Origin of the sequence: Microbispora sp. NPDC046933, from assembly GCF_040644635.1 — a bacterium.
Taxonomy (GTDB): Bacteria; Actinomycetota; Actinomycetes; order Streptosporangiales; family Streptosporangiaceae; genus Microbispora.
The window spans coordinates 169,249-186,658 of record NZ_JBEYWW010000014.1 but is presented as its reverse complement, the minus strand read 5'-3'; the positions used below and the strand labels follow the sequence as shown (position 1 = coordinate 186,658).

The window sequence follows — 17,410 nt, the reverse complement described above, 5'->3', positions numbered from 1 at the left end:
CGCATGGTCAGAGCTCCTCCGCCACGGAGAGCAGGTGCCTGACCCCGGCGACGCGGTCGGTGAGATGCAGGCGCACGGCCGGCCTGCCACGGGATGTCAGGGCTCCCAGGTCGCCCAGCGCCTGCGCGAGCTGCAGCCTGCCCAGCGTGTACGGCTTGCCGGGGACCTCGACGTCGTCGGTGACCGCCCCGGTGATCTGCAGGAACACACCCGACGCCGGCCCGCCCTTGTGGTACTGGCCGGTGGAGTGCAGGAAGCGCGGGCCCCAGCCGAACGTGACCGCGTGGTCGGTGCGGTAGTCGAGCAGCGCCCGCAGGGTGGCGACGTCGGCGCTCGCCCAGGTGTCGGTCATCTCCTCGAAGGACGCCTCGCCGACGACCGCCGCGTCGAACGCGGCCTCGCGGTCGAGGTACGCCATGATCGCCAGGTAGCCGCGCTCGGGAATCGCGCGCAGCAGCCAGGTGAGGACGTCGGCCAGGTTCTTGAGGTCGCCGGGCAGGTCGCCGTACACCTCGACCGGGCCGTCGGTGAGCACCGGGGTGCCGGTCGGCAGCGGGCCGTCCCCGGCCTCCTGCAGGATCCGGGTGGTGTTCTCCTTCGACTCGGCGACGTTCGGCTGGTCGAACGGGTTGATTCCGAGCACCCGGCCCGCGACCGCCGTGGCGTACTCCCAGACGAGGAACTGCGCGCCGAGCGGGCCGTCGACGGTCGTGCCGCTGTCGGGCCCGATGGTGACGAGGAACTGGTCGCCCGCCTCGGCCGCCTCGGCGCCGACGACGGGCAGGATGCCCTTGCCCTCCTTGCCGGTCGACTCGGCGATGAGCTGCTCGATCCAGTCGGGCAGGCCCGTGATGTCGGACGGCGCGTCGCGCAGGATCAGCTTGTCGCGCCCGTGCAGCGCCTGCGCGCCGAGCAGCGCGCCGAGCTCCAGGCCCGGGTTGCCCTCGTCCTGCGCGAGCAGCGGCGCCACCGCGGCGGCGTCGTCGAGCAGCCTGGCCACGTCGGCGCCCGCCAGGGCGCTCGGCACCAGGCCGAACGCGGTGAGCGCGCTGTAGCGGCCGCCCACGTTCGGGTCGGCGAGCACGACCGGATATCCGGCCTCGATGGCCGTGCGCTCCAGCGGGGAGCCGGGGTCGGTGACGACCACGATCCGCTCGGCCGGGTCGATCCCCGCGTCGCGGAACGCCTGCTCGTAGACGCGCCGGTGGCTGTCGGTCTCGATGGTGCCGCCGCTCTTGCTCGCCACCACGACGATCGTGCGGTCGAGCCGGTCGGCGAGCGCGCGCCGCACCTGGTGCGGGTCGGTCGTGTCGAGGACGGTCAGCGGCACGTCCTCGGTGGCGCAGATCACCTCTGGGGCGAGGGAGGAGCCGCCCATGCCGGCCAGCACCACGTGGTCAAGGCCCTCGGCGCGGGCCCGCTCCACCAGCTTGGCGATCTCCGGCAGCAGCTCCCGGCTGCTGCGGGGCAGGCCGAGCCAGCCCAGCCGGATCGCGGCCTCGGACTGCGCCTGCGGGCCCCACAGCGTGGAGTCGCCCGCGGCGAGGGCCGCGGGCACCCCCTCGGCCACGAGCTTGTCCTTGACCGCCTTGACGGCGTCCGCCTCGTCGCCGAGGGTCACCTCGATTGTCATATGCAGCTCAGGCCTTCCGCAGCTCGCCGTCGACGGTTTCGAGAAGCTCGCTCCAGGACGTCTCGAACTTCTCGACGCCCTCCTCCTCCAGCGCGCGGACGACGTCGTCGTAGTCGATGCCGGCCTGCTTGAGCGAGGCCATGACGTCCCACGCCTGCTGGTAGAAGGGGCGGATCGTGTCGCCCGAGATCCGGCCGTGGTCGGCCGAGGCGTCCAGCGTCTTCTCCGGCATCGTGTTGACGACCCCGGCCGTGACCAGCTGCTCCACGTACAGGGTGTCGGGGAAGTCGGGGTTCTTCACCCCGGTGGAGGCCCACAGCGGGCGCTGCGGGTGCGCGCCGGCAGCGCGCAGCGCCTGCCAGCGCGGCGAGTTCATGACCTCCTCGTACGCGGCGTACGCCAGGCGGGCGTTGGCCACGGCGGCCTTGCCCTTCAGCTCGGCGGCCTCCGGCGTGCCGATCTTGTCGAGGCGCTTGTCGATCTCGGTGTCGACGCGGCTGACGAAGAACGACGCGACCGACTCGATCGTGGCGAGGTTGAGGCCGTTGGCCTTCGCCTTCTCCAGCCCGCTCAGCCAGGCGTCCATCACCTGGCGGTACCGCTCCAGCGAGAAGATCAGCGTGACGTTGACGCTGATGCCCTCGGAGATGGCCTGGGTGATCGCCGGCAGGCCCTCGACGGTCGCCGGGATCTTGATGTGCACGTTGGGCCGGTCGACCAGCCACCACAGCGCGCGGGCCTCGGCGATCGTCGCCTCGGTCTTGCGGGCCAGGCGCGGGTCCACCTCGATCGACACGCGCCCGTCGACGCCGCGGGTGGCGTCGAAGACCGGCCGCAGCACGTCGGCCGCCCAGCGGATGTCGAACGTGGTGATCGCGCGTACGGCCTCCTCGACCGTCACCCCGCGGGTGGCCAGGTCGCGCAGCTGCGCGTCGTAGGCGTCGCCCTTGCTCAGCGCGGAGGCGAAGATCGTGGGGTTGGAGGTGACGCCCGTCACGTTCTTGTCGCGGATCAGGGCGGCGAGGTTGCCGGAGCGCAGCCGCTCCCGGCTGATGTCGTCGAGCCAGATGGAGACTCCGGCGTCCGTCAGCCGCTTCAGATTCTCATTCATCCTTCGTCCCTCAGTTTCCGGTCGTCTCGCCCTTGTCGGCGCCCGTCTTGGCCAGGCTGGCCTTGGCGGCGGCGACGACGCGGTCGGCGGTGAGGCCGAACTGCTCGTAGATCGTCTTGTACGGCGCGGAGGCGCCGAAGTGCTCGAGACCCAGGACCTCGCCCGCATCTCCCACGAACTCGCGCCAGCCGAGCGTGATTCCCGCCTCGACCGCGACCCGGGCCTTCACGGCGGGGGGCAGCACGGTCTGCTTGTAGGCGGCGTCCTGCGCCCGGAACCACTCCACGCACGGCATCGAGACCACGCGGGTCGGGATGCCCTGCGACTCCAGGATCGTGCGGGCCTCGACGGCGAGCTGGACCTCGCTGCCGGTGCCGATGATCACGACCGCGGGCTGGCCGTTGGACGCGTCCTGCAGGACGTAGCCGCCCCGCGCGACGGCGTCGGGGTCGCCCGTGCCGTCGAGGGTGGGGACGTTCTGCCGGGTCAGGGCGAGGCCCGCCGGGCGGTCGTTGTGCTCGAGGACGGCCTTCCACGCGGCCGCCGTCTCGTTGGCGTCGGCCGGGCGGACGACGTCCAGGCCGGGGATCGCGCGCAGCGCCCACAGGTGCTCGATCGGCTGGTGGGTCGGGCCGTCCTCGCCGAGGCCGATCGAGTCGTGCGTCCAGACGTAGGTCACCGGCAGCTTCATCAGCGCGGCGAGCCGCACCGACGGCCGCATGTAGTCGCTGAACACCAGGAACGTGCCGCCGTACGGACGCGTGCCGTTGTGCAGCGCGATCCCGTTCAGGATCGCGCCCATGCCGTGCTCGCGGATGCCGAAGTGCAGCGTGCGGCCGTACCGGTTACCGGGGAACTCCTTGGTCTGGTACTCGTCCGGGATGAAGGACGGCTCGCCCTTCATCGTGGTGTTGTTGGACTCCGCCAGGTCGGCCGAGCCGCCCCACAGCTCCGGCAGCACCGGCGCGAGCGCGCTCAGCACCTCGCCGGACGCCTTCCGGGTGGCGACCTGCGAGCCGATCTCGAACGACGGCAGCGCCTTGTCCCAGCCCTCCGGCAGCTTGCGCGCGGAGATGCGGTCGAACAGCTCCGCCCGCTCGGGGCTGGCCTCGCGCCAGCTCTGGTAACCCTTGTCCCATTCGGCACGCAGGGCCCGGCCGCGGGCGACGACCTCACGCGCGTGGTCGAGCACCTCGGCGGGAACGTCGAAGCTCTTGTCGGGGTCCATGCCGAGGACGCGCTTGGTCGCGGCGACCTCGTCGGCGCCCAGGGCCGAGCCGTGGATCTTGCCGGTGTTCTGCTTGTTCGGCGCCGGCCAGCCGATGATCGTGCGGAGCTTGATGAACGTCGGCCGCTCGGTCTCGGCGCGGGCCGCCTCCAGCGCGTCGTACAGCGCCTGGACGTCCTCCTTGTACTCGCCGGTGGCGGTCCAGTCGACCTCCAGGACGTGCCAGCCGTACGCCTCGTAGCGCTTGGCGATGTCCTCGGACAGGGCGATCTGGGTGTCGTCCTCGATGGAGATGTGGTTGGAGTCGAAGACCACGGCCAGGTTGCCGAGCTTCTGGTGGCCGGCGAGGGCGCTGACCTCGTGGCTGATGCCCTCCTCGAGGTCACCCTCGGAGGCGAAGCACCAGATCATGTGGTCGAACGGCGAGGCGCCGGGCGCGGCGTCCGGGTCGAACAGGCCACGCTCGCGGCGGGCCGCCATGGCCATGCCGACGGCGTTGCCGATGCCCTGGCCGAGCGGGCCGGTCGTGGTCTCCACGCCGGCCGTGTGGCCGTACTCGGGGTGGCCCGGAGTGAGGCTGCCCCACTGCCGGAGCGCCTTGAGGTCGTCCAGGGTCAGGCCGTAGCCGGACAGGTAGAGCTGAATGTAGAGCGTCAGGCTCGAATGCCCGCAGGAAAGGACGAACCTGTCTCGTCCCGCCCACTTGGGATCCGAGGGGTCATGACGCAGGACCCGCTGGAAGAGAAGGTAGGCGGCGGGCGCGAGGCTCATCGCGGTGCCGGGGTGACCCGATCCCGCCTTCTCCACGGCGTCCATCGCCAGGGCCCGCACGACGTCGACCGCCTGCCGGTCAAGGTCACTCCACTCAAGGCTTGCGCTGCTCAACTGCTCGATCCCCTCTTGTTTTCGCGCCGGTTCTGGCATTTCCCGCCCACAGGGGACCCTAACGGGTTCCTCGTAATACCGTTTGGTAGCCACCTCGGTAACGGCGCCTGCGGCTTCGGCCCCGGTTCGGGGACCACCTGCGGTGGCGACTACAGTGATTTCGCAAGTGCCGGCCGCTGCCCGGAGACAGGCTGCCCGGAGATCCGCCCTAATCAGAGGTTACGCGTTGACCCCGCACGTGTTGGAAGCGCCTTGACGGTCCTGACGAACAAGCAGACGGCGGCCCCCCTCGGGTCCACCGCGACGGCCACGGCTCCCCGCTCCATCGGGGCGCTCGTGAAGGCCTACGTGGCGCTCACCAAGCCCCGGATCATCGAGCTGCTGCTGATCACGACCCTGCCGGTCATGTTCCTGGCGGCGCATGGCCTGCCCGACCTGTGGACCGCGGCCGCCACCATGGTGTTCGGCACTCTGTCGGCAGGCAGCGCGAACGTCCTGAACTGCTACATCGACCGGGACATCGACCGGACGATGCGGCGCACCCGCAGGCGGCCGCTCGCCAAGCACGACGTGTCGCCGACGGGCGCGCTGGTTTTCGGTGTGATTCTCGGCACTCTTTCCACGCTCGGGCTCGCCCTCGCGGTCAACGTACTGGCCGCGGCGCTGGCGCTGGGCGCGATCCTGTTCTACGTCTTCGTGTACTCGCTGGTGCTCAAGCGGCGCACGTCGCAGAACATCGTGTGGGGCGGGATCGCCGGCTGCATGCCGGTGCTGATCGGGTGGGCCGGCATCACCGGCGGGCTGTCGTGGGCCCCGGTCGTGCTGTTCGGCGTGGTGTTCTTCTGGACGCCGCCGCACACCTGGACGCTCGCCATGCGCTACCGCGAGGACTACGCGGCGGCCGAGGTGCCCATGCTCCCGGTGGTCACCACCGAGCGCCGGGTCGTCCAGCAGGTCGTCGCCTACACCTGGGCCACCGTGCTGTGCTCGCTGCTGCTGTGGCCGATCGCCGGCACCTCCCTGCTCTACCCGGCCGCCGCGCTCGTGCTCGGCGCGGTCTGCCTGGTCGAGGTCTACCGCCTGCTCGGCCGGGTGAACGCCGGCAAGACCGGCGTCGCCCTGCGCCCGATGCGGTTCTTCCACTGGTCGAACATCTACCTGGCGCTGCTGTTCCTCGCCGTCGCGCTCGACTCCCTGCTCGTCTGATCTACCTGAGTGCCCCCGGGCGTGCCCCCGTCAGGGAGATCGCCGGTAGGTCCTGCGGACGTTGTCGTCGGGCGTGGGAAGGCGCTCGGCGGCGGGGCCTTCGGCGAAGCCCTTCAGCAGGTTGGTCGTCGCGGCGGTGACGAAGGCCCGCGTACGCGCGTCGATCCCGTGCGCCCCGGGCAGGTCGCGGGTGCGTGCCATGAGCGTCTCGGCCCACCGCATGGTCCCCGAGGCGAACACCCCGGCCCCGCTCGGGACCGTGTAGTAGGCCGCGTCGGCGAAGCTGGGCCGCCCCGCGCAGGTCACCGGCGAGTGGGCGAGGATCTGCAGCGGCCTGGGCGTCGGCACGTCCGTGTTCACCCGGTCGTACTCCACGCCCACGAGGTGGGGGAACGCGTCGTCGCGGCGCACTCCGGTGCCCGCGAAGATCCAGTGGCGGGGCTCGTGCACCACGAACGGCGCGTCCACGGGATATCCGTCGTAGTAGACCCCGATGAGCGACGACTCGGGATCGGCCTTCGGCGCCGCCCGGAAATCGGTCGTCGCCAGCGACGGGCGCGTGCGGACCAGCGGGTCGCGGTCCACCGCCGTCTTGTAGCAGACCACCGTCCTGCCGTCCTTCTCCAGGCGGACGCGGCGGTAGCAGGTGTTGGCGCCCAGGAAGGCCAGGTTGGCGCCCGCGTCGCGGGCCTCGGTCACGGTGCGGCGCACCCCGGGCGTCCAGTACTCGTCGTGTCCCAGGAAGATCACCGCCGAGGCGCCGGTGAGCACGTCGTCGCCGGCCTCCAGGTCGCCGCCCGTCGTGTACGCCAGGGGCAGGCCGAGCCGCTCGGCCAGCGCCACCACCGGCCGCTCGTGGATGAGGAACTTCTCCATCCCCGTGCGGTCGTAGGGGCGGTCGAAGCTGACCGCGAGCGAGCGGCTCTCGTAGCGGCCGTCCTCGCCGTAGTAGAGGCTGTAGCCGCCCCACCGGTTGTACGCCTGCCAGGTCGGGGTGGCGTGGACCAGGACCGTGCGCCCGGCCCCTGAGGCCGAGCGCACGACCAGCGGCACGTACCGCTGGTGGCCGCGCTCGGTGTCCAGGCGCAGCAGGTAGGCCCCCTCCGGCCAGCCCTCGGTGGACACGGTCAGGGAACGCCGCCACCCGGCTTGTACGGTGCGGGTGTCCCCGGCGAGCCGTCCGCGGCCCTGGTCGCGCCCCCTCGCCCACCCCGAACGCCACACCCGGCGGGCGAGTGTCCCGCCGTACCAGCCCATCCGGTAGGCCGTGACCCGGTAGCGGCCCTCGGTGGTGGAGACGTGCAGCCCGAACGTCTCCCCGGGCAGCACGCTCGCGCGGTCGCTGTAGCCCTCGATCGCCTCGTCGGGGCCGCGCCTGCGCACCCGCCAGTCCGGGTCGCCGGGCAGCAGCCGCTCCTGCGCCGGCCTCCTGGCCGGCGACGTGGAGGTGGGAGAGGGGGTCGGCGAGGCGGGGGCGGAGGCTTCCCGGGACCCGGGCGCGCATGCGGCGACCGAGCCGACGGCGGCGGCGCACGCGACACGGAGGAATCCGCGTCGTCCGAGCCCGCCACGTGGTGCGACATCCATGATCGCCCATTGTGCCCGCAACCGGGACGTGGTCAGGACGGCCGACACGCCCGGCCCGCGAGATACTTGCCCGCACGGAATGCGTGGGGATCTTTTGGGGCCTGAGGAGGACCGCGGCGGGCGTGGTCGGTTACAGTCGCACAGTGGCAGGCCTCGACCCCCGCGCCGTTCTCAGGGAGCGTCCGTCCATCGGCCTCATCGTGGGTCTGGTCGTCGCAGGGATCTGTGCCCTGGCGTCGTTCTCCTTCGACATCATCAACGGCGAGCCGGTCCAGTTCTTCATCGCGCTCGGGCTCGCCGTGGCTCCGGTGCCGCTGCTGCTCGCGGGCGTGCTCGCCCTCGACCGGATGGAACCGGAGCCGCGCAGCAACCTGATCTTCGCGTTCGCCTGGGGCGCCGGCATCGCCGTCCTGCTCGCCGGCGTGCTCAACTCGCTCAACCTCGTCTACGTGGCCCACCAGCTCGGGGACGCGACCAGCGCGCGCAACCTCGTCGCCACGTTCGGAGCCCCGCCCGTGGAGGAGACGGCCAAGGGGCTGGTCCTGCTCGGGCTGCTGTGGTTCCGGCGGCAGGAGCTGGACGGGCCCACCGACGGGATCATCTACGCCAGCATGGTGGGGCTCGGCTTCGCCATGTCGGAGAACGTCAGCTACTACCTGGCCGCCCTGGAGGAGAACGGCGCGCAGGGGCTGGCCGCCACGCTCGTGCTGCGGGCGGTGCTGTCGCCGTTCGCCCATCCGCTGTTCACCTCCCTGATCGGCATCGCGGTGGCGTACGCCGCCCAGCGCGGGGGCGCGGTGGGGGTCGTCGCCATCGTCATCGGGTGGATCGGCGCGATGCTGCTGCACGGCCTCTGGAACGGCTTCGCCTCCTTCGGCGGCCTCGGCGGGCTGGCCATCGCCTACCTGCTGCTGATGATGCTGCTCGTCGTCGAGATCATCGTGATCTTCCGGGACAGACGCCGGATCGTCGGCCTGATCCAGCACTACCTGCCGCCGTACGAGCGCAACGGGCTGATCAACCAGGCCGACATCTTCATGCTGTCGTCCCTGCGCAGGCGGCGGCAGGCCAGGGCGTGGGCCAAGGCCCACGGCGGCAGGGCCGGGGCACGGGCGATGATCGACTACCAGATCGCCTCCACCGAGCTCGGGCTGCTGCACGCCCGCGCGGCCCGGGGCGGGGTGGACGAGGAGACCTTCCGCGCCCAGCAGCGGTCGCTCGCGGACCTCATGGCCTACGCCCGGCTCTCGTTCCCGCTGCCGGAGCGCCACCAGGCGAACGCCGCGCGAGGGGTGCCCCCGCCGGGGTACGCGCCGGGGGCCCCGCCCCCGGGCCGGTGGCCGGGCGGCGGCCCCGCGGTGCCGCCCTGGTACGGGCAGCAGCCGGGCGGGCAGGGCTACGGTCCGCCGCCGGGCGGGCCGCCTCCCGGCCGGCCCCCCATGGGCGGCCCGAACCCGCCGCAGAACGGGCCGCAGGACCCCGGGTGGGGCAGCTAGTGCCGCATCAGAGAACCTTTGCCCCGTAGTGACGTGACGCGCCGTTCGGATGCTGGTCGTGCGGCGCGGTGTCGCCAGGCTGCCCGGGTGGCAGAACGGGTACGCGCCCGCGAGATCGATGACGACGAGGGCCGGCGCCTGCTGCGGATTGTCCGCAGAGGCACCGGGTCGGTGGTGACCTGGCGGCGGGCCCAGATGGTGCTGCTGTCCGCGCGATCGCCGACGGCGAGGTCATGCCAGAGGAGGGTGAGCCTGAAGTCGTCTTTCTGCCTGGACGAGTTCGGCCCGCTTAACCTCCAGCCCCACCCTGGGCGGCAGTGGGCCGAGCGCGGTGGGCGGCACAAGGACCCCGGCCGGGAACCGAGGCCCCGCCGACGGGCGACCTACGCCCGCCCGCACGGGGTCAGACACCTGTTCGCCGCCTACGACCTGGGCAAAGACAAGCTCTACGGCCACATCAAGCCGAGGAAGCACCGGACCAAGTTCCTAGAATTCCGCCGCTATCTGCGCGGTCTCTACCCGCCCGAGATCCGCATCGCGTTCGTGCTCGACAACTTCTCCCCGCACCTGACCACGAAGAAGGACAGCCGCGTCGGCGACTGGGCCGCGGCGAACAACGTCGAACTCGCCTACACGCCGACCAACAGCTCCTGGCTCAACCGCATCGATCCCCACTTCATTCGCCGCTCATCAGGGCAGGCGGGCGTGTTCGGCTCGGGTGGCAGCGATCCTCTCACGCGCGAGCGTACGGGCCCGCTTGGTGTCGTCGCCGGTGAGTCGGGCGAGGATCGTTGCGAGCGGCCTGATCTGGCCCCGGCCGCCCCAGTGACCCTCGGGGATCTCGGTGGGGAATACCCAGATCCGGCTGGCGTCACGCGGCCAGGCGCCGTTCTCCGCGTCGAGGATTGCCTCGGTGACCTCGGCGATGACGCTCGCACGCTTCTGCTCGTCGAGCTGGCCCTCGGGGACGGACGGGACGACCTTGTAGCGAGGTGCGTCCGCGGGTTCTCCGCCGACATAGATGCCGGCCGGTCGGTGCAGCCAGAGCCAGGAGACGGAACGGCTCACCGGGTCGGCTGGGTCGAATCCCTCGTTGCGGACGAGGATCTCGGTGATGCGGTTCAGCAGGGCCGCCTCGGCGTCCGGCTGGAGCGCGCCGTCGGGAATGTACACGTCGAGCATGGGCATGGTCGATCTCCTTTGTGAGTTTAGTTCTTCAACTCAGGCCGGAGTCTATGAGGGCTAAGTACAGCTTGTAAACCCAGATGGGTACACTCGTCCCATGGAGACGCGGCGAATCGACCCAGTGAACTGCTCGGTGGCGCGCGCCCTCTCGGTGGTGGGGGAGCGCTGGTCGCTGCTGATCGTTCGTGAAGCGCTGGACGGCGCGCGCCGGTTCGGAGAGTTCCACTCCCGCCTCGGGATCGCCAGAAATCTCCTGGCGACTCGGCTCGAGACCTTGGTGACCGCGGGAGTGATGCGCCGCGTGCCCTATCAGGAGCCCGGGGATCGCCAGCGCTTCGCCTACGAGCTCACCGAGCAGGGCCGGGCGTTGCGGCCCACGCTCGTGGCGCTCCTGGAATGGGGCGACACGTACCTCGCCGACCCGCAGGGCCCGTCGGTCATCGTCCGGCACCGGCCCGTCGACGATGCGAGCTCCTGCGACGAGCCGGTCAAGGTCGTCCTCGAGTGCGCTGCGGGGCACAGCCACCTCGCCCCGGAAGACGTCTGTCGCACGCCCGGGCCGGGCGCGCGCTTCGTGGAAAGCTCCTGAGATCCCGGGGTCGTACTGAGCAGCTCATATCACGAGCAGCGTGATCCAAGCAGTGGGGCCGACGCCTGGGCCATGGGGCAAACGTTGGATGCTGCGGCACTAGCTTCACATCGCGAGTGACGTGCCGCCCCGTACGGCCTCAGGCCTGGGCGGGGGCGGTCTCCCCGCCGCGCTTCCAGCGCACGGGTAGGGTCCGCCCCCCGCGCGGCCGGGGCGTGGAGACGGAGGGCCGCGGCCCTTCACGCTCCGGCACGGAACCGTCGAGATACCGGATCAACGCCTCCCGATTGCGGGCCAGAACCGCCATGCGTTCGTCGATCTCCCTGAGCGCCTCCCGCAGGATGCCGTCCAGGTCGGGGCAGGTGGTGAGCCGGGGCGCCTTGCCCTCCGCGCACGGCAGCAGCTCGCGGATGACCTCCGTGGATAGTCCCGCGGCGAGGAGTCCCCTGATCTGCGCGACGATCATGGGCGCGTCGTCGGCGTAGTCGCGATAACCGTTGGGCAGCCGCACCGAGGTGAGCAGGCCCTGCTCCTCGTAGTAACGCAGCAGGCGGGTGCTGACCGAGGTGCGTCGCGCCAGTTCGCCAATGCGCATGTGATCCGCTCCACATCGGCTTGACGTTCCAACCGATGTGAAACTCTAGCTTCGCCTCATGCAGTACACACATCTCGGCCGTACCGGCATGGAGGTCTCCCGGCTTGTTCTCGGCACGATGAACTTCGGGCCGGACACTCCCGAGGAGACCAGTCACGCGATCATGAACCGCGCCCTCGACCTGGGGATCAACTTCTTCGACACCGCCAACATCTACGGCTGGCGGCTCGGTGAGGGGTGGACCGAGCAGATCATCGGACGCTGGCTGGCCAGGACGGGCCAGCGGGACGAAATCGTTCTCGCCACCAAGGTCTACGAGCCGATGGGCGAGGGGCCGAACACTCGCGGCCTGTCCGCGCTGCACATCCGCAAGCAGGTCGAGGACTCCCTGCGACGGCTGCGAACCGACCGCATCGACCTCTACCAGGCGCACCATGTCGACCGCGGCACCCCCTGGGACGAGTTCTGGCAGGCCATGGACATCCTCGTGGCTCAGGGCAAGGTGCTCTACGTCGGCTCGTCCAACTTCGCCGGCTGGCACATCGCCCAGGCATGTGAGGCCGCACGGCGGCGCCACTCCCTCGGTCTGGTGAGCGAGCAGTCGCTGTACAACCTCGCCGAGCGGACGGCGGAGCTGGAGGTGTTGCCGGCCGCGCGGGAGTACGGCCTCGGCGTCATCCCGTGGTCGCCGCTGTACGGTGGCATCCTCGGGGGGATCTTGCGCAAGACGAGTGGCGGGCGGGCGTCGGGATCGGATCTCACCGCGAAACGGCTGGCGGCCAACCGCGAGCGGGTCGCGGACTACGAGGCGTTCTGCGACGAGATCGGGCGTCACCCGGCCACGGTGGCGCTGGCCTGGCTGCTCCACCAGCCCGGTGTGACCGGCCCGATCATCGGCCCGCGCACGCTGGAGCAGCTCGACCACTCGCTGGCCGCTCTCGACCTCCGCCTCGGCGCGGCCGAGCTGGCCCGGTTGGACGAGATCTTCCCCGGTCCCGGCGGGCCGGCCCCGGAAGCCTACGCGTGGTGATTCCCCGCGCCGCCGCGCGGTGCGACATCGACGGGTCTCCTCATCCCGGGGTGTGGCGCTGGCTCTCGATCTGGCGGAGGCACTCGTCGGCGACGCGGCGGGCGAACCCGGCCGGATCCCGGTGCGCCGGCACCGGCTCGGGCACGACGGCGTGCACGGTGCCGTCCGCGAGCAGGTCGACCGCGCGCACCCGCTGCCGTCGGGCCACCTGCGCCGCGAACTCGGGACCGCCGTGCAGGATCGCGCTGGCGCCCTCCGGCGGTAGGGGGGACAGCCACGCGTTGCCGGCCGCGATCACCCGGCGGGACGGCAGCAGGGCCAGCGCGCCGCCGCCGCTGCCCTCGCCGAGCAGCACCGAGACGGTGGGGACGGTGAGCTCCACCATCTCGGCCAGGCAGCGGGCGATCTCGCCGGCCAGCGCGCCCTCCTCCGCGGCGGCGGACAGGTCCGCTCCAGGGGTGTCGATGACGCAGATCAACGGCAGGCCCAGTTCCTGGGCGAGGCGCATGCCGCGGCGGGCGCCGCGCAGCGCGGCGGGACCCAGGGGACGGTGCTGGGACTGGGTGCGCCGGTCCTGCCCGACGAGGACGCAGGGGGTGCCGGAGAAAGAGGTGAGCGCCAGCAGGAGCGCGTCGTCGGTCTCCCCGGACTGGGTGCCGTTCAGCGGCAGGACGTCGTCGGCGGCATGACGGAGCAGTTCCCGTACGCCGGGCCGGTCGGGCCGGCGGGTGAGGGTGATCGAGGACCAGGCGTCGCCTCCGGCGCCCGCCTGCCCTGTCTCGGCCTGCCCTGTCTCGGCCTGCCCTGTCTCGGCCTGCGCCTCCCGGGGCGGCGTCCCGGCGGCTGGACGGCGTGTTCCGGAAAGACGGCGTGTTCCGGAAAGGAGGGCGAGCGCGCGGGCGGCCACATCGGCCAGTTCCCCCGTGGGGACGACGGCGTCGAGGATTCCCTTGGCGACGAGGTTCTCGGCCACCTGGACGCCGTCGGGAAACGGCTGTCCGCGCAGGGTCCGGTAGACGAGGGGGCCGAGGAAGCCGATGAGCGCGCCGGGCTCGGCGACCGCGACGTGCCCGAGCGATGCCCAGGAGGCGAACACGCCGCCCGTCGTGGGATGGCGCAGGTAGACGAGGTAGGGCAGGCCGGCCGCCTTGTGCGCGACGACCGCCCGGCTGATCTCGACCATCCGGACGAACGCCGGCGTCCCCTCCTGCATGCGCGTGCCGCCCGAGGCCGGAGCGGCGATCAGTGGCAGTCGTTCCCGGGTGGCCCGCCGGACGGCGGCGACGATGCGCGCCGCCGTGGCCACTCCGATGGAGCCGCCGAGGAAGCCGAACTCGCTGACGACGAGCGCGGCCGCGTGCCCGCGGATCAGCGCCCGGCCCGTGAGCACGGCCTCGTCGGTGCCGGCCTTCGTCTCCGCCCGCTCGATCGCGGCGAGGTAGCCGGCGTCGTACCCGGTGCGGTCGATCGGCTCGTCCCAGGAGCGGAAGCTGCCGGGGTCGACCGTGGCGGCGATCAGCGCGCGGGCGCCCAGCCGGGTCATGCGCCGCGGACCCGGGCGTCGTTGCCGACGATCGGGTTGCGCACCGTGCCGACGCGCTCGACCTCGACCTCGACGACGTCGCCGGGGTGCAGGAGCCACGGGGGAGTGCGGGCGTAGCCGACCCCGGAGGGGGTGCCGGTGGCGAGCAGGTCTCCCGGGCGCAGCGTGAACGTGCGCGAGATGAGAGCGAGGGTGTCGCCGACGGTGTAGACCATCTCGTCGGTGCGCCCGTCCTGCACGACCTCGCCGTTGACCCGGGTGCGCACCCGCAGGCCGTCGCGCAGGTCGCCGACCTCGGCCGCGGGCACCATGGGACCGAGGGGGCCCGAGTTGTCGCCGTTCTTGCCGAGGATCCACTGGCTGGTCAGCTTCTGCGCCCTGCGCGCGGTGATGTCGTTGAAGGCCGAGTAGCCGACGACGGCGGCCAGCGCCTCGTCCGGACCGGCGTCCACCAGCGGCGCGCCGACGTACGCGACGACCTCGCCCTCCCAGTCCAGGCCCTCCTCGTCGGACGGCACCGGCACCGGGGCGCCGTCGACGGTCAGCGACCGCGTCCAGCGGGCGAACAGCGTCGGGTGCGGCGGGACGCCCTCGCCGGCGAAGGAGCCCTCGGCGACATGCCTGAGGTAGTTCAGCCCGATGCAGATCACCCGCGCCCCGGGCAGCACGGGCGGCACGAAGGCGACCGCCCGGGCCGGGACGGATTCACCGGCCGGCTCCCGCGAGACGAAGCCCTTCGCGTCGGCCCAGAACCGCTCGAGCGAGGCCAGCACCGTGACCTCGGCGCCGTCGGGCGACAGCGACGCCACCTCCACCGGGCCGCCGTTCCGGCGGATCCCCACGATCCTCATCGGCCGTCTCCTCCAGTCAGCAATCTTGCGAATCCTTCAAAAGGTTCGTAGGTTTAAGGACTATGCCGCAGACAGACCTTCCGGGACAAGTCCCGGACGACCCGCTGACCGGGGTCGGGCGGGGCGCCCGCACCCGTGCCGAGCAGTTGGCCGCCGCCCTGGACGACCGCATCCGCTCGCGCGGGCTGGCGCCCGGGGCGCCGGTCGGGACGCTGGAGTCGCTGCGCGCGGAGACCGGTCTCGCCTACGCCACGGTCAGCGAGGCCGTACGGCTGCTGCGCGACCGGGGCGTGCTGGAGATCCGGCCCGGACGCGGCGGGGGCCTGTTCGTCGCCGACCGCGGGCCGGTGGTCCGGCTGCGGCACACCCTGCTGAGCGTCGCGGAGGAGCCGGGGACGGTCGCCGACGCCATCGAGCTGCGTGACCATCTCGAGGAGCTCGTCGACGTCGGCGCCGCCAGGCATCGGACCAGCCGGGACGTCGCCGACCTCCGTCGTCTGCTGGAGCAGATGCGCGCCGCGCCGGACTGGGACGGCTTCATGCGCGTCAACTGGGCGCTGCACGAACGGATCGCCGCGATCAGCCCGAACGCGATGGCGCGGGCCGTCTACATCGGCACCCTCGGCCATCTGGGCACCGCGTCCTCCCGGCTGGCCGACGACGACGCGGCCGCCGCCCACTACCGGGCCGGCCGCTACCAGGTCCACGCCGACCTGGTCGAGGCGATCGCCGACGGCGACGAGGCCGCGGTCCGCGCCGCCGTCGCCCGGCACAACGCCACCACCTGAGACCGACCACTGAGCGCCGAAAGGGCCCGTCATGCCCGGTGAGTTTCGCCAGCACCTGTTTCCGTACGACCACCCGAGGCTGGCTGAGGTGCGGGGCCTGGACCCCTACGCCTACGGCGAGTTCGCCAAGAAGCCGGGCACGTTCACCGGTGGCCTGATCGAGGGCTGGACGCCGCTGTACAAGAACGACTTCCGCGGCATCACCGAGGACGGCACCATCCGGGAGGGCCTCTACCCGCTGACGCCCGCCGAGCCGGGGGAGGAGGCGCCGGTCGCGGCGATGGTGGCCGCCGCGAACGATCTGCTCGCCGCCCTGGACGACGAGGGGCGCGAGCGGATCTCCTTTCCGGTCGACGCCGTGGAGTGGCAGACCTGGGCCAATCCGGAGTTCATGCAGTTCGACACCGGGCTGCGGCTGGACCTGCAGCCGCAGATCGTGCGCGAGAAGGCGCTGGCCCTGATGCGCGCCTCGCTCTCGCCGGAGGGTTACGAACTCGCGCACGGGATGATGCTGATCAACGGCTTCCTCGGAGAGGTCGTCGGACTGGAGAGCGTCCTCAACGAGTTCAGCTACAACATCGCCCTCTACGGCACCCCGGACCCGCGGGCCCCGTGGGGCTGGCAGCTCTACGGCCACCACTGCGCACTCAACTGCCTGGTCGCCGAGGGCCGCATGGCGCTGTCGCCGGTGTTCCTCGGCGCCGAGCCCGACGAGATCGACGCCGGTCCGCACGCCGGCCTGCGCGGCCTGTTCGCCGACCGGGTGGACCTCGGCCTGCGGCTGATGGCCGCCCTGCCCGGCGAGCAACGGCGGCGTGCCGTCGTCTACGAGCGCATGGTCGACCCCGCCATGCCGGAGGGCCGGGTGCATCCGGGCGACGAGCGGCACCTGGCCGGGGCGTTCCAGGACAACCGGGTGATCCCGGTCGAGGGTGTCCGCGTCGCGGACATGCCCGCCGAGGCCCGGCGGTACGCCCTGGCGATCGCCGAGTCCTTCGTGAAGCCGCTCCCGCGGGGCCCGCGCGCCGCCCGGATGCGGGAGATCGCCGAGCACCTCGACGACACCTGGTTCTGCTGGATCGGCGGTCACGAGCCGGGCGACGTCTTCTACTACCGGTTGCAGTCCCCGGTGGTCATCGCCGAGCTCGACCACCACTGCGGCGTCTTCCTCGACTACGACACCCCCAAGCCGTTCCACGTCCACACCGTGCTGCGCACCCCGCACGGCAACGACTACGGCCGCGCCTGGGTCCGGCAGTGGCAGGAGCGGGGGGCGCGGTGAGCCACGACCGGCAGCCGGGCGCCGAGGCCCGGCATCGCATCGCCAACCTGCTGCACACCTACACCGGCATCGCCGATCGCAAGGACGTCGAGGCCGCCGTCGCGCTGCTCGGCTCCGCCCGCGTCGCCTTCCCATCGGGCGGTTACGACCGGCCGGGCCAGGCGGCGGCGTTCTTCGCCGCCCTGTGGGCGTCGCCGCTCCCGCACCGGCACGACGTGTCCAACCTCGTGGTCGTGCCCGGCGAGATCCCGGGAACGTGGACGGCGCGGGCCCACTACACCCGCTGGGTGTTCGATCCCGGGCCGGTTCTGCACACCCTGGGGGAGTACACGCTGGTGGTCCGGGAGCCCGGCTGGGCGGTCACGGATCTGACAGTGACCAGGACCTGGACCACAATCTGA

15 protein-coding genes and 1 pseudogene are annotated in these 17,410 nt (G+C 71.9%); 8 read left to right on the top strand and 8 right to left on the bottom strand.

What is annotated here, in order from left to right:
• Nucleotides 1-7 precede the first annotated feature (7 nt).
• From ABZ857_RS20780 to tkt, 3 genes are read right to left on the bottom strand one after another with little or no spacing between them, the layout of a single operon-like run.
• On the bottom strand, nucleotides 8-1,633 hold the full coding sequence (locus ABZ857_RS20780; protein ID WP_357045182.1) for a glucose-6-phosphate isomerase: 1,626 nt from the start codon (nucleotides 1,631-1,633) through the stop codon (nucleotides 8-10).
• 7 nt (nucleotides 1,634-1,640) lie between these two features.
• Nucleotides 1,641-2,744: a transaldolase gene (gene tal / locus ABZ857_RS20775; protein ID WP_357045181.1), complete on the bottom strand. Its 1,104-nt coding sequence runs from the start codon at nucleotides 2,742-2,744 to the stop codon at nucleotides 1,641-1,643.
• Between the two features lie 10 nt (nucleotides 2,745-2,754).
• Nucleotides 2,755-4,866, bottom strand: a complete 2,112-nt coding sequence (tkt, locus tag ABZ857_RS20770) for a transketolase (protein ID WP_357045249.1) — start codon at nucleotides 4,864-4,866, stop codon at nucleotides 2,755-2,757.
• 252 nt (nucleotides 4,867-5,118) lie between these two features.
• Here tkt and ABZ857_RS20765 point away from each other — a divergent pair, with 252 nt between their 5' ends.
• Nucleotides 5,119-6,063, top strand: coding sequence for a heme o synthase (locus ABZ857_RS20765; protein WP_357045247.1), 945 nt, complete (start codon nucleotides 5,119-5,121; stop codon nucleotides 6,061-6,063).
• A gap of 30 nt (nucleotides 6,064-6,093) precedes the next feature.
• On the opposite strand, the gene ABZ857_RS20760 is transcribed toward ABZ857_RS20765, so the two are convergent.
• Nucleotides 6,094-7,650 (bottom strand): N,N-dimethylformamidase beta subunit family domain-containing protein, encoded by a 1,557-nt coding sequence (locus ABZ857_RS20760; protein ID WP_357045179.1) that lies wholly within the window; start codon nucleotides 7,648-7,650, stop codon nucleotides 6,094-6,096.
• 143 nt (nucleotides 7,651-7,793) lie between these two features.
• Between ABZ857_RS20760 and ABZ857_RS20755 the strand changes: the two genes are divergently transcribed.
• On the top strand, nucleotides 7,794-9,146 hold the full coding sequence (locus tag ABZ857_RS20755) for a PrsW family intramembrane metalloprotease (RefSeq protein WP_357045177.1): 1,353 nt from the start codon (nucleotides 7,794-7,796) through the stop codon (nucleotides 9,144-9,146).
• Between the two features lie 195 nt (nucleotides 9,147-9,341).
• Nucleotides 9,342-9,803 (top strand): annotated as a pseudogene (locus ABZ857_RS20750) (transposase); the annotation flags it as partial.
• Nucleotides 9,804-9,836: 33 nt separating this feature from the next.
• Here ABZ857_RS20750 and ABZ857_RS20745 read toward each other — a convergent pair.
• Nucleotides 9,837-10,334, bottom strand: a complete 498-nt coding sequence (locus ABZ857_RS20745) for a hypothetical protein (RefSeq protein WP_319717672.1) — start codon at nucleotides 10,332-10,334, stop codon at nucleotides 9,837-9,839.
• Between the two features lie 94 nt (nucleotides 10,335-10,428).
• Here ABZ857_RS20745 and ABZ857_RS20740 point away from each other — a divergent pair, with 94 nt between their 5' ends.
• A complete protein-coding gene (locus tag ABZ857_RS20740; RefSeq protein ID WP_139578314.1) occupies nucleotides 10,429-10,920 on the top strand; it encodes a helix-turn-helix domain-containing protein in 492 nt (163 codons plus the stop codon).
• Nucleotides 10,921-11,059: 139 nt separating this feature from the next.
• On the opposite strand, the gene ABZ857_RS20735 is transcribed toward ABZ857_RS20740, so the two are convergent.
• Nucleotides 11,060-11,515 carry a MerR family transcriptional regulator gene (locus ABZ857_RS20735; protein WP_357045174.1) on the bottom strand — a complete coding sequence of 152 codons (456 nt, stop codon included), beginning with the start codon at nucleotides 11,513-11,515 and terminating at the stop codon, nucleotides 11,060-11,062.
• A 58-nt stretch (nucleotides 11,516-11,573) separates the two neighbouring features.
• Here ABZ857_RS20735 and ABZ857_RS20730 point away from each other — a divergent pair, with 58 nt between their 5' ends.
• A complete protein-coding gene (locus ABZ857_RS20730) occupies nucleotides 11,574-12,545 on the top strand; it encodes an aldo/keto reductase (protein ID WP_357045172.1) in 972 nt (323 codons plus the stop codon).
• A 40-nt stretch (nucleotides 12,546-12,585) separates the two neighbouring features.
• Here the strand turns inward: ABZ857_RS20730 and ABZ857_RS20725 are convergent, their stop codons facing one another.
• Nucleotides 12,586-14,088 carry a carboxyl transferase domain-containing protein gene (locus tag ABZ857_RS20725; protein ID WP_357045170.1) on the bottom strand — a complete coding sequence of 501 codons (1,503 nt, stop codon included), beginning with the start codon at nucleotides 14,086-14,088 and terminating at the stop codon, nucleotides 12,586-12,588.
• Nucleotides 14,085-14,939 (bottom strand): fumarylacetoacetate hydrolase family protein, encoded by an 855-nt coding sequence (locus ABZ857_RS20720; RefSeq protein ID WP_357045168.1) that lies wholly within the window; start codon nucleotides 14,937-14,939, stop codon nucleotides 14,085-14,087. Before ABZ857_RS20720 ends, ABZ857_RS20725 begins: the two co-directional genes overlap by 4 nt.
• A gap of 62 nt (nucleotides 14,940-15,001) precedes the next feature.
• On the opposite strand from ABZ857_RS20720, the gene ABZ857_RS20715 reads away from it, so the two are divergent.
• From ABZ857_RS20715 to ABZ857_RS20705, 3 genes are read left to right on the top strand one after another with little or no spacing between them, the layout of a single operon-like run.
• A complete protein-coding gene (locus tag ABZ857_RS20715) occupies nucleotides 15,002-15,727 on the top strand; it encodes an FCD domain-containing protein (RefSeq protein WP_357045166.1) in 726 nt (241 codons plus the stop codon).
• A gap of 31 nt (nucleotides 15,728-15,758) precedes the next feature.
• Nucleotides 15,759-17,009 (top strand): DUF3500 domain-containing protein, encoded by a 1,251-nt coding sequence (locus ABZ857_RS20710; protein WP_357045164.1) that lies wholly within the window; start codon nucleotides 15,759-15,761, stop codon nucleotides 17,007-17,009.
• A complete protein-coding gene (locus ABZ857_RS20705; protein ID WP_357045163.1) occupies nucleotides 17,006-17,410 on the top strand; it encodes a nuclear transport factor 2 family protein in 405 nt (134 codons plus the stop codon). Before ABZ857_RS20710 ends, ABZ857_RS20705 begins: the two co-directional genes overlap by 4 nt.